Consider the following 12,243-nt stretch of genomic DNA (forward strand, 5'->3'; position numbering starts at 1 on the left):
TAGCCGATTTAATGTTAGCCATGGGTTCACCCCCCTCATTTATTTATAACATAGCAATTCTAACACATTTAAAGAATATTATCAAGAAAAAACGTGACAAAAAAAATATTTCTTGATAGAATATTGATCTAGGTATAAAAATCAGAGATTTAAAGAGTATTTTAACCATTGATATAGATTTGAAAGTAGAGGATTAAAAAAATTGACAAACAAACAATTACATACACGAAATTTTTCCATTATCGCTCATATTGATCATGGCAAGTCAACCCTGGCGGATCGACTCATTGAAGACACCGGTATGATGAGCAAACGGGACATGGAAGAACAGTTTTTGGACAATATGGATATTGAACGGGAGCGGGGCATTACCATCAAGCTTCAGGCCGTCCGCTTGTTGTATACCGCCGATGATGGCGAAGAGTATATTTTAAACCTGATTGATACCCCCGGTCATGTCGATTTTACCTATGAGGTGTCCCGGAGTCTGGCCGCCTGTGAAGGCGCATTGCTGATTGTGGACGGCTCCCAGGGCATTGAAGCCCAGACCATTGCCAATGTATATCTGGCCCTGGAGAATAATCTGGAGGTTATTCCCGTCATCAACAAGATCGACCTGTTGAGTGCTGATCCCCAGCGGGTCAAGGATGAGATTGAACATGTCATTGGCATTGAAGCCCAGGATGCACCCCTGATTTCAGCCAAAGCCGGGCTCAATATCCGGGAAGTACTGGAGGCCATTGTCAAAAAAGTGCCTTCACCAAAAGGCGATGTTGAGGCACCATTGCAGGCACTTATTTTTGATTCCTATTATGATCAGTATCTGGGTGTTATTGCCTCGGTTCGGGTCATTCAGGGAAAAATCCGCAAGGGCATGAAAATTGATATGATGGCCGTCGGCAAAACATTTGAAGTTAATGAGGTTGGGGTTTTTGGCAGAGGCTTAATTCCCATTGATGAACTCTGCGCCGGTGACGTTGGCTATGTCAACGCCGGAATAAAAAATGTCCGTGATACCCGGGTCGGGGATACCATTACCGAAACTGACAATCCTGCGCAAGAACCTCTGCCGGGTTACAAAAAAGTGACTTCCATGGTTTTCTGCGGGATTTATCCGGCCGACGGCTCCCGCTATGAAGATTTGAAAGAAGCCCTGGCCAAACTGCAGCTAAACGATGCCTCCCTGCTTTATGAGGCCGAAACATCGATGGCCCTTGGCTTTGGTTTTCGTTGCGGTTTCCTCGGTCTGCTCCATATGGAAATCATTCAGGAACGGCTGGAACGGGAATTCAATCTGGATCTGGTCACCACCGCTCCCAGTGTTATATATAAGGTCATTAAAACCGATGGGACCGAATTATGGGTGGATAATCCTGCTAATCTTCCCGGTCCGGTGGAGATTAAAACCATGGAAGAACCGATTGTCAATGCCGACATTATGGTGCCGTCCGAATACCTGGGTGCGATTATGGAACTGTGCCAGGAACGTCGGGGTGTTTATCTGACCATGGATTACGTCGAAGAAAACCGCGTCATCCTGAAATATGAATTGCCCCTTAATGAGATTATCTATGATTTCTTTGATGCGCTTAAATCCCGGACCCGGGGTTATGCCTCCTTTGATTATGATATCAAAGAATATCGGCCCTCAGATCTGGTCAAACTGGATATTCTGCTCAATGGCGAACTGGTCGATGCCTTATCCTTTATTGTCCATCGGGACAAGGCGGCAAACCGCGGTCGGCTGATCGCCAAAAAATTAAAAGAAGAGATTCCCCGGCAGATGTTTGAAATCCCCGTTCAGGCTGCCATTGGCACCAAGGTGGTCGCCCGCGAAACGATCCGGGCGATGCGTAAAGATGTTCTGGCCAAATGTTATGGTGGGGACATCAGCCGTAAACGAAAACTGTTGGAAAAACAGAAAGAGGGCAAGAAGCGGATGCGTCAGGTTGGTAATGTTGAAGTACCGCAAGAAGCATTTATGGCGGTACTCAAGCTGGATTCCTAATCAAATTAAAAAGCTGTATTGGATGAGTTGCTCATCCGATACAGCTTTTTTTGATGATTAACGAGAAGAAAGATCGGTGTAAAATTCAAAGGCTTCGGCGCCAGTAAACTTTTCGTGAACAACCTTGCGGATGCTCTGAATCATTGCCGCCGGGTTGTCGGCCTGGAAGACGTTCCGACCCATATCCACCCCGGCAGCGCCTTTTTGAAGGGCCTGATAGGTGATTTCCAAAGCTTCCTGTTCGGGAACCTTTTTGCCGCCGGCGATGACAATCGGAACCGGACAGGCCGCAGTGACTTCTTCAAAGTTATCACAGTAATAGACTTTGACAATCTGAACCCCAAATTCAGCTAGCATCCGGGTGGCCAGGGAAAAGTATTTGGTGGTTCGTTCCATCTCCTTGCCCACCGCCACCACGCCCAGGGTGGGGATGCCATAACGGTTGCCGGCATCCACGGTTTTGATAATATTTTCGATGCTCTGGCATTCATTTTCAGATCCGATGAAGGCCTGAATCGCCATACAGGTGGCATTCATACGGATGGCGTCTTCGACGTTGACGCCGATGATCTCTTTGCTCATATCCTCTTTCAAAACTGAACTCCCGGCCGAACAACGCAGGGCGATGGCCTTGCCGTGGTCCGGACGGATACAGGTTCGCAGTGCCCCCCGGGTGGCCATCAGCACATCGGCATAGTCCTGCAGCGGCGGGATGGCCAGATCCATCCGCTCCAATCCCTGGGTCGGTCCCATGATATAACCGTGATCAAAGGCCAGCATCACGGTGTGACCGCTACGGGGATCGAATATTTTTGACAGTCGGGTTTTCATTCCCCAGTCCACATCGTCCATCCCTTTAACATGAAAATTCCGCTTTTCCATAGGTTGGTCGAAGCCGAAATCTTTGGCCTTTTTAATTGAATCCAGATCTGCCATAATTAACGACTCAAATATGGAGTTTTGGCCGGAGCTTCCCAATAAGCCAGTTTCTCCGGATCCATCCGGGCAAAGAAAAGCTGGAAGCCGGCCTGTTCCTGAACAGTCAAAACTTCTTCAACCCAGCTGGCGACAATACTAATGCCTTTTTCGCTGAGATATTTGTGAACCCGCCGGAAGACCAGCAGCATTTCCATAATGGTGGTGGCACCGGTGCCGTTGACAATGACCATTACCTCTTCACCGGATTTCAGATCCAGATCTTTGACCAGGGCATCAGCCATGATTACTGCGGTTTCGTCGGCAGTGGCCATTTTTTGGCGTCCGCCGCCGCCTTCACCATGCTGGCCCATGCCAACCTCCATTTCATCTTCACCGAGATCGGCAAAGGATGCACCATTTTGGGGATGGGTAGCTGTTTTGCAGGCTACGGCAATGGTAGCCATATTGTCGGCAAAATCCTGGGCGATGGCAGCTACTTCGGCTAAAGATTTGCCCTGGGCGGCAGCTGCGCCACAGATTTTATACAGGGGCACACAGCCCACCAGGCCACGACGGTTGGCTGCGTCGGAGCGGGGCGCATTAGCGATATCTTCCTGGGTAACCACCTTAATGACGTTCAATCCCAGTTTTTCGACCTCTTTCATGGTTCGGTCACCAGCTAACATATCGCCAGCATGGTTCAGCACCACAAAAAGCACGCCCTTGCCTTTATCGGCAAGCTTCAGGGCTTCTACCACAGCCTTGTAACCCGGTGCCGCAAAAATATCCCCAACCACCGAAATATCGATCATCCCTTCACCCACAAAGCCTTCCAGGGCCGGTTCGTGACCAGCTCCGCCGATAGTAACAATGGTAACCCGATCGGCAGTTGCCAGACCCTTGTTAATGATCAGATTGTGATCAGTTACTTCAAGAATTTTGGGATTCGCCAGAGCCAGGCCTTCTAATAATTCAGCCGTAATGTTATCCGGATTGTTAATAAATTTTTTCATCGTCATTGTATTTTCCCCCTTAAATTATTATTGTGTACAGATTAAATGAAGCTATTTATTTCATTTCCATTAATTCAATAACCGTGCCATTGACTTTGACAAAGGCAATGTCCAGGTGTTCGTCAACTGTCATTCGTTCGTTTAAAACAATCGCCTGGTGATCCTTGATAAAGTTATCAATATTGGGAACCTTGTAGGCAACGTGGGTAAAATTAACAACATCCGGATGAAGTGGGGTGCCCTCTTCAAAGCGTAGATATTCAAATTTGAGAGGATTGTTGTCCGGCCCGGAGATATGAACCTTTAATCCCTCGGCATAAAACTCTTCCAATACCGGTTCCGTAACCGGAACACCAACGTGCATGATTTCGTACATTTTTTTCTCCCTTCAGAATTATGAAATTTATGCTGAATATCCTTTAGCCAGTCCTTCGTAGAAATAAGCGAAGGTAACCGAACCAGGATCCTGATGACCTAAACATCGTTCGCCGATATAGCGGGCCCGTCCATATTTTGCCAGCATTCCGGCGGTTTTTTCTGATCCGGCCCGGGCGGCCTGCGCAGCTTTTTCGAGGGCTGTTTTCATATCAGCGGTAGAGCTACGGATCACTTCGGTAGCTGGAAAGATGGCATCCATCATCGATTTGTCACCAACAATCGCTTTGGAGGTGACAAAGAATTCGTCATAGGCACCAAGTAAAATGTTTTTGATAAATGCGTCGGTATTTGGGGCTTCCGGATCTGCTGCTTCCGCCATACCATAAATAAAAGCGCCAAACAAGGGTCCAGCTGAACCGCCGCTGACATCTTCCAGGGCATCATTGAGGGATTCCAGCCCCGCTTTCAGGTCGGTGGTTTCATTCCAGGTATCAATCTGGTCAAATATAACATGGGTCAGCTTTTTCATGGTTGTACCATGATCTCCATCACCGAGAACACAATCCAGATCAGTCAGAATATCAACATGATCGGCAATTTCCCGGGCGGCATAAAAAAGTAGGTTTTTGATTTTCAATGGTTCAAGCGGCATTATTTCACCTCCATAATCGTTTACATCTTCGCCATCAGTATAACAAGTGTTAATAGGGAAGTCAAATAAAATTAGCATATGTTAGAGTAAAATAAAGATATAATTACTAAACATCATTTCATTTTAAATATATTGACATATGATAGGTATTGTTATATATTAGACAATAATAAAACTGATGGGTAAAGAAAACGGAGTAAAAAATGAAAGAGAAAGAGTTGTTGCGACTTATCCAAATTTCTAAATTATACTATGAAGAAAATAAGACTCAGGCAGAAATTGCCAGGATTATGGATATTTCCAGACCGTCGGTGAGTAATCTGTTAAACAAAGCGAGAAAAGAAGGGATTGTTAAAATTGATATCCTTTCGTATCAGCACTCCAACATGGGATTGAGTCAAGGCTTATGTCGCCGTTTTAACTTAAAAACCTGTCATGTCGTTACATCGGCAGAAGACCTTTACCAGGAGGCAGCTGCGGTCGTATTAGATTTTCTTGATAAAACAAAGGTTTTGGGTCTGGGATGGGGATATAACATCAATAAAATGATTGAAGTTCTGCCCCAGACAAATATCAGCGAAACAGCACATGGTATTGTCTGCCCCTTAATTGGAACCGCCACCGTTCCCCATCGTGGATATCACCCTAATGAGCTGGCCACCGATCTGTCCCGTAAAATTGGGTATCAGGCGGAATACCTGATCAGCCCGGCCTTTCCCACCACCGAACAGGATCAGGAACTGTTTATGAATACCAATAATTATCAGGACATTCTTGAACGGTGGCGGAAAACCGATACGGCGATAATTACGCTGGGCAGTTTTCCACTGGTGCCAGATCATGGCACCGCCTTGCGGTTTGGCAAGAAACTCACTCAGGAGAAAGCAGTCGGGAGTTTGCTGTCTTATTTTTTTAATCTTCAGGGCGAGCAGATTGAAGGGGATGATGATTATGCCATCCAGATTCCCCTAAGGCTTTTGGCACGAATCAAACACGTCATCGGTATTATTCCCCCGGAATCCAACACCAATGCGGTCATTAGCTGTCTGCGAACCGGGTATATCAGGCATCTGGTAATTACCGAACAAACCGCAAAGGAAATTTTAAACCACAATGAGAGCAATTGACGCCTCGTTCTAAAACTGTTTTTGTTATGTTATACTTGCTATAATGACGATTTGTCGGTACAATTTGAGCAAAGATGAATTTTGGGAATTCGTTTCGTAAAATTAAGAAAAATGTGTCCTTGATTACCAGTAAAAATCTTAGCTTGGTTAAAATGAAAAAGAGATTCTGATAAGGAGAAACACAAATGTTACATATCGATCGCAGAAAAGATATACTTAATACAATCATGAGTAAAGGTTCGGTTAAAGTTGCCAGTCTTTCGCAAAAATATAATGTGGGCGAGGCAACGATCCGACGAGATTTAAAATATCTGGCCGAAGAATATGGGATTACCTTGTCCTATGGTGGAGCTTTCAGAAAAGAAAAAATTAACTATCAGACGACGTCTGAAATGGATATTTATAAAAAACGCACCCAGAATATTGAAGAGAAGCGGTTAATTGCACAAAAAGCAGCAAGACTTATTGAGAATGGTGATACTATAGCGTTAAATGCTGGCAGTACAGTGGAACTGGTTCTTGACTATCTTGAAAATATTAAAGATATCAATTTAATTACGCTTTCTCTTAGTGTGGCATTAAAAGCGTCCGCTATTTCAGGGATCACGGTTTACATGCCAGGCGGAAAGCTGCGCAGTTTTTCCGGGGCATTTTACGGAAAGGAAGCCAATGAATTCTTGAAAAGTTTTAACATCGATAAAGCTTTTATGGGGGTTATGGCAGTATCGATTGATAAGGGAATTACTCATGGTGCCTTTGAAGAAATTGAAATTAATCAGACAATTTATGAAATCAGTCGCAAGTGTTACCTGATGGCAGATTACTCGAAATTTGACAAGGTTTCGCTGACAAAAATGGTTGATTTGAATGTTTTTTACGGTTTTATCCTTGATGATAAAACACCGGAAATTTATCAGGAATATTGTAAAAGTAATAATATCGAGATAATTTAAATTTTAAAGGATCGACTCAAATGATGCTATTAATATTAAAGACGTATCGAATCTGATGATGCGTTTTTTTTATGAGAAAAGCTCAAAAATACTATCGTTAAAATTGACGATCATTGAAACATCACCTAGAAGTGGGGAATTAGTAATTTAAAATTTTGTCGCATATTCGTAAATCAAGAAAAAGTATCTAACTTTTTTAGCTGCGGAAACTAAATAAGAGATAGGATAATTCTAGATGTTAATATAATAGCACCATAAAATAACTACAATGTTATTGACAACGTTTAAATATCGTGATATATTTCAAATAAAAGGTAGTAAATATAGCTATATTACGAATGACTGACTGAATTGGTTTCAGTTGTCCTGTAAAATTAATTTTTGTTATGATTGATGTTTTTTTGAAAGAAATAAATAAAATTTGTAGGTAAATTTTCAATTCAGTCTGAATTGCTTTGATGGCATTTCAATAAACAGACAGCTAAGAAAAAGCAGACCAGGAGATTCCCAAACCAAAAAAAATTGAAGGAGTAGAAAATGGAAAAGTATGTACTCGTTATTGATGAAGGAACCACCGGTACCAGAGCTTTGATTTTCAATAAAAACCTGCAAATTGTTGCTCAAAGCTATGAGGAATTCACACAGTATACGCCCAGTGAAGACAAGGTCGAGCATGATGCTATTGAAATTTACGAAAAAAGCGTGGCAATGTGTAAAAAAGCGATCAGCGAGGCCATGATTTCTCCTGAAGAAATTGCCTGTATCGGGATTACAAACCAACGAGCTACCTGTCTGGTGTGGGATAAGGAAACCGGAGAACCCTTATATAATGCCATCGTTTGGCAGGATACAAGAACCGCGGTCTTCTGTCAGGAATTAAATGCTGGAGAATGGGGCGAAAAAGCGAGAAAGACAACCGGTTGGACATTGGCTCCGGTATATTCTTCGATGATGCTGAATTGGTATATCAATAATGTTCCTATTATCAAAGAAAAAATTGCAGCTGGCGAAGCTCTCTTCGGAACCATCGATACTTGGCTGATCTGGAAATTAACCGGCGGAAAAAAACATGCAGTCAGTTATTCTAATGCCTCTGTTATGGGGAGTCTTGATTTAAGAACCGGAGAATGGTATGAGGAATTTCTAACTTATCTTGGAATCGATGCAAAGATATTTCCGGAAATTATTACAGACTCGGGGGACTATGGGGTTGCACAAAAAAATATTCTGGGTGCAGAAATTCCGATTACCGGTGTGATCGCCGATCAACATGCCGCTCTATTTGCCCAGGGCTGTCGGACAGCGGGGACCGGAAAAATCACGAATGGTACCGGTTCATTTTTGGATATTAATGTTGGAACAGAATGTGTGATTTCCGATCAGGGACTCAACACGGTCATTGCCTGGAAACTCGGAGATGTGATGACTTATGCTCTGGAAGGTTATGAATCGGTTACCGGTTCTGCTGTTCAATGGTTAAGAGATGGGTTGGAAGTGATTGCCGAGTCCAGCGAAACTGAAACCCTGGCCCGATCAGTTGACGATACGAACGGAGTATATTTTGTTCCGGCGCTGGCGGGATTGAGCGCACCTTATCATGATCCTTTTGCACGCGGCACTATTTTCGGAATCACCCGGGGGACGAAAAAAGCACATCTGGTCAGAGCCACCTTGGAAGGCATCGCCTTTAGATTAAAAGACATTATGGACGTTGTGGCTAACGAGGCTGGTATTAAGATGAAAGCTATCAGGATTGACGGTGGGGCCTCAAAAAATAACTTATTGGCGCAAATGATGGCCGATATGATGGATGTTCAGGTAGATCGACCTTTCTCTGTGGAAGCAACCAGTTTAGGGGCAGCAGAAATGGCAGGTCTCTACGTCGGGATATGGAAAGAAGAGGATTTTGATGCAGCACTGACCATTGAAGCAAGCTTTACACCGGAAATTGCTGAAGAAAAACGAAATAAAGCTTACGCCGGATGGCAGGAAGCCATCAAGCGATCAATGAATTGGAATTACTAATTTTATTTGTAACACCACGATGCTAAATAGATAAAGATAAGCAATTGTGAAAGTGGCACGAGCTTCGTTGTCTGTTCCCATGAATCAGAAGAGATTCGCATCGGGATTTCTTCTGGTTATGAAAACTGACAACCAGGATATGCGCAGCAGGGTAAATGAATTTTATAATTGCCATGATTCAAAATAGGAGGTATAAAATGAATTCGCGAGAAAGAGTCATGACTGCAGCCAATCACAGAGAACCTGATCGGGTCCCGGTGGATATGGTTTTGACCATCGATGTGTATCGGGATATGAAAAAGGTGCTGAACATGGAACACCTGCCAGAAACCCCAAGGATGGGACGTTGGACAGAAGTGCAGATGCCCATTGAGATGATAAAGAAACTGGGAATTGACATGTATTACATTTCGCCGCGATCGGGAGTGTCGATACACAGCAAGAGTTTTGATGATGGCAGTTTCATTGATGAATGGGGTTGTTACTGGAAGAAAACAGCCATCGACGGTGGTCATTTCTACTTTGAGCTGGTTAATCCACCGCTGGCAAATGCCACCATTGCAGATCTGGAAACCTATGACTGGCCCGATCCTGAAGATCCCAAGCGTTACGCCGGTCTGCAGGAAGAAATGAAGGAGGTTCGGGAAACTACCGATCTGGCGATTCTCGCTAAATTTGCTGGGGCTGTTTTTGAACTGGCCACTTATATGAGGGGACACGAACGATGGTATCGGGATATTATCAATAACCAGGAATTCGCTCATGCCCTAATGGATAAAATCTGTCAGATTCAGAAGCGTACCAATGAGGTCATTATGGCAGAGGTGGGCGAATACGTAGATATCCTGAGACTTAGCGGCGAAGATCTGGGGATGCAGGATCGGCCGCTGGTGTCACCAAAAACCTTTAGAAAAGTGATCAAACCGCATTTACAGGAGCTTTGGGAACATGCAAAAAAAACCCTGCATCAGTATCATCCCGAAGCAAAAATCATGCTTCATACCTGTGGATCGGTTCGTCCCTTTATCCCGGATCTCATTGAAAGCGGGGTGGATATCCTGGATCCGGTGCAGCCAGGTGCCAAGGATATGAATCGTTTTGAGTTAAAAGAAGCGTTTGGTGATAAGATCGTTTTTCATGGTAATATTGACATTCAGAAGATTCTTCCTTTTGGCACAAAAGAGGATATTACTAACGAGGTCCGGGAAGCGATTAAGGCGCTGGCTCCCGGCGGCGGATTTCTTTTGGCACCGGCACATAATGTGCAGGGCGATGTGAGTGCCGAAAAATTGGTGCACATGGTCAACTGCGTCCATGAATTTGGAAATTATCCGATTCAATTGGATTAACTCAAATGACGGGAGAATTAAAATGGAAATTCTAAAGAAGATAACTGAAACCCTCTATGATGGAGATGAATTTGCCATGCCGGGACTGGTCAATGAAGCCATCAATGCTGGTGCAACCGCTCAGCAGGTGCTGGATGCGATGATGGCTGGAATGGCCATTGTGGGCGATGAGTTCAGTCGGGATGAATTGTATATTCCTGAAGTGCTGTGTTCCTGTCACGCCATGATGGAAGGATCAAAAGTTTTGAAGCCATTATTGACTGATAAGGATGCCATATCGCTGGGTACCGTTATTCTTGGCAGTGTCCAGGGAGATATGCATGATATTGGCAAAAACCTGGTGGGAATGATGCTGGAAGGCCGAGGATTAAAAGTGATTGATATTGGCATTGATGTACCGGCTGAAAAATTTGTAGCAGCCGCCATCGAACACAAGGCTGATATTGTTGCCTGTTCGATTTTGCTTACCACGACCATGCCAGAGACTCCTAAGGTGGTTAAGGCCTTTGTTGATGCCGGGATTCGTGATCAGGTGAAAATTATGATTGGCGGTGCGCCAATTACCCAGGAGTTCTGTGAGCGAATGGGTTGTGATGCTTATGCTAAGGATGCCGGAGCCGCAGCAGCAGTCGCGATAGACATTTGTCAAAGATAATTAAAAATTTCGCGTCAGATGTATAAAAAAATTAAGAGAAAATATTAGTGCAGTTAGTCAAATCTAGATTAACTGCATTATTTTTGTGTCAAAAAACCAGATCTCGACATGAAACAATAAAAAACGTAGAATACTCAGGTCTATTATCGCACCAGATAAGGTGTTCGTGTCGGGGCATTCCAATAGCTTAGGTTCTGATCATTCATTCGGGCAAAAAATAATTGAAATCCGGCTTGTTCCTGAACGGTCAAAACTTCTTCAACCCAATTTGCTGTGATTACGATCCCCTTGCCGCTTAAATATTTATGAACACATCTAAAAATGATCAGCATCTCCATGATAGTGGTGGATCCGGTGCCATTGACAATGACCATAATTTCCTCGCCGGCACAGAGATTTAAATCAGTAATCAGCAAGTCGGCCATCAGAATGGCAGTTTCGTCGGCATTTTTCATTATTTGACGGTCGCCGCCGCCTTCACCATGCTGACCCATCCCAATTTCCATTTCGTTATTTCCAAGTACTGCAAAAGCCGAACCATTTTGGGGATGGGTGGCTGTTTTACAAGCTACGGCAATGGTAGCCATATTATCGGCAAAATCCTGAGCAATGGCGGTTACTTCATAGAGTGATTTTCCCTGGGCGGCAGCGGCACCAACAATTTTGTAAAGCGGCACACAACCCACCAGGCCACGACGGCGATCCGCATCGCAACGGGAAGCGAAAGCCACATCTTCCCGGGTGACAACCATGGATACCTTGATGTCGGCTTTATGGGCTTCTTCCATGGTTCGCGTGGCAGTCAGCATATCCCCGGCATGATTTAAAACAACTAAAAGAATGCCCTTGCCTTTATCAGCAAGATGAAGTGCTTCAATGACCGCCTTATATCCGGGCGCTGCAAAAACATCTCCAACAACTGCCACGTCGATCATCCCTTCACCAACAAATCCTTCCAGAGCTGGTTCATTACCTGATCCCCCCAAGGCTACGATGGTTACCCGATTGGCTGTTTCGAGACATTTGTTGACAACAAGATTGTTGGGCCTTACCTCAAGAATAAATGGATTGGCCAGGGCCAGCCCTTCCAGTAATTCGGAGGTAATGTTTTCTGGTCTATTGATGAACTTTCTCAGATTCATGACAGTGTTCCTTTTTTATTTTA

Annotated in this window: 11 protein-coding genes; 6 read left to right on the forward strand and 5 right to left on the reverse strand. The window is 44.3% G+C overall.

The window, feature by feature from the left end:
* The first annotated feature begins 202 nt into the window (after positions 1-202).
* Entirely contained in the window at positions 203-2,008 is a 1,806-nt protein-coding gene (gene lepA, locus ACEW8F_RS10285; protein ID WP_373483381.1) for a translation elongation factor 4, read from the forward strand.
* 57 nt (positions 2,009-2,065) lie between these two features.
* Here lepA and lsrF read toward each other — a convergent pair whose 3' ends face one another.
* Genes lsrF through ACEW8F_RS10305 form a run of 4 tightly spaced genes read right to left on the reverse strand, consistent with a single transcriptional unit; the run spans position 2,066 to position 4,969 of the window.
* Positions 2,066-2,944: a 3-hydroxy-5-phosphonooxypentane-2,4-dione thiolase gene (gene lsrF, locus ACEW8F_RS10290; protein WP_373483382.1), complete on the reverse strand. Its 879-nt coding sequence runs from the start codon at positions 2,942-2,944 to the stop codon at positions 2,066-2,068.
* Between the two features lie 2 nt (positions 2,945-2,946).
* Positions 2,947-3,945 (reverse strand): dihydroxyacetone kinase subunit DhaK, encoded by a 999-nt coding sequence (locus tag ACEW8F_RS10295; RefSeq protein ID WP_373483383.1) that lies wholly within the window; start codon positions 3,943-3,945, stop codon positions 2,947-2,949.
* A gap of 49 nt (positions 3,946-3,994) precedes the next feature.
* Complete coding sequence (locus tag ACEW8F_RS10300) at positions 3,995-4,315, reverse strand: hypothetical protein (RefSeq protein ID WP_373483384.1); 321 nt, start codon at positions 4,313-4,315, stop codon at positions 3,995-3,997.
* Positions 4,316-4,342: 27 nt separating this feature from the next.
* Complete coding sequence (locus ACEW8F_RS10305) at positions 4,343-4,969, reverse strand: DAK2 domain-containing protein (RefSeq protein ID WP_373483385.1); 627 nt, start codon at positions 4,967-4,969, stop codon at positions 4,343-4,345.
* Between the two features lie 203 nt (positions 4,970-5,172).
* On the opposite strand from ACEW8F_RS10305, the gene ACEW8F_RS10310 reads away from it, so the two are divergent.
* From ACEW8F_RS10310 to ACEW8F_RS10330, 5 genes are all read left to right on the forward strand, one after another.
* The gene (locus ACEW8F_RS10310; protein WP_373483386.1) at positions 5,173-6,096 is read left to right on the forward strand and encodes a sugar-binding transcriptional regulator; all 924 of its coding nucleotides are present in this window, start codon (positions 5,173-5,175) and stop codon (positions 6,094-6,096) included.
* 185 nt (positions 6,097-6,281) lie between these two features.
* Positions 6,282-7,049 carry a DeoR/GlpR family DNA-binding transcription regulator gene (locus ACEW8F_RS10315; protein ID WP_373483387.1) on the forward strand — a complete coding sequence of 256 codons (768 nt, stop codon included), beginning with the start codon at positions 6,282-6,284 and terminating at the stop codon, positions 7,047-7,049.
* Between the two features lie 537 nt (positions 7,050-7,586).
* Complete coding sequence (locus tag ACEW8F_RS10320) at positions 7,587-9,074, forward strand: FGGY family carbohydrate kinase (RefSeq protein ID WP_373483388.1); 1,488 nt, start codon at positions 7,587-7,589, stop codon at positions 9,072-9,074.
* A gap of 197 nt (positions 9,075-9,271) precedes the next feature.
* Positions 9,272-10,423: a uroporphyrinogen decarboxylase family protein gene (locus tag ACEW8F_RS10325; RefSeq protein ID WP_373483389.1), complete on the forward strand. Its 1,152-nt coding sequence runs from the start codon at positions 9,272-9,274 to the stop codon at positions 10,421-10,423.
* 22 nt (positions 10,424-10,445) lie between these two features.
* A complete protein-coding gene (locus ACEW8F_RS10330; protein ID WP_373483390.1) occupies positions 10,446-11,078 on the forward strand; it encodes a B12-binding domain-containing protein in 633 nt (210 codons plus the stop codon).
* A 143-nt stretch (positions 11,079-11,221) separates the two neighbouring features.
* Here the strand turns inward: ACEW8F_RS10330 and ACEW8F_RS10335 are convergent, their stop codons facing one another.
* Positions 11,222-12,220, reverse strand: coding sequence for a dihydroxyacetone kinase subunit DhaK (locus tag ACEW8F_RS10335; protein WP_373483391.1), 999 nt, complete (start codon positions 12,218-12,220; stop codon positions 11,222-11,224).
* Between the last annotated feature and the right edge of the window lie 23 nt (positions 12,221-12,243).

This window comes from Acetobacterium sp. (assembly GCF_041752335.1).
Classification (GTDB): Bacteria; Bacillota; Clostridia; order Eubacteriales; family Eubacteriaceae; genus Acetobacterium.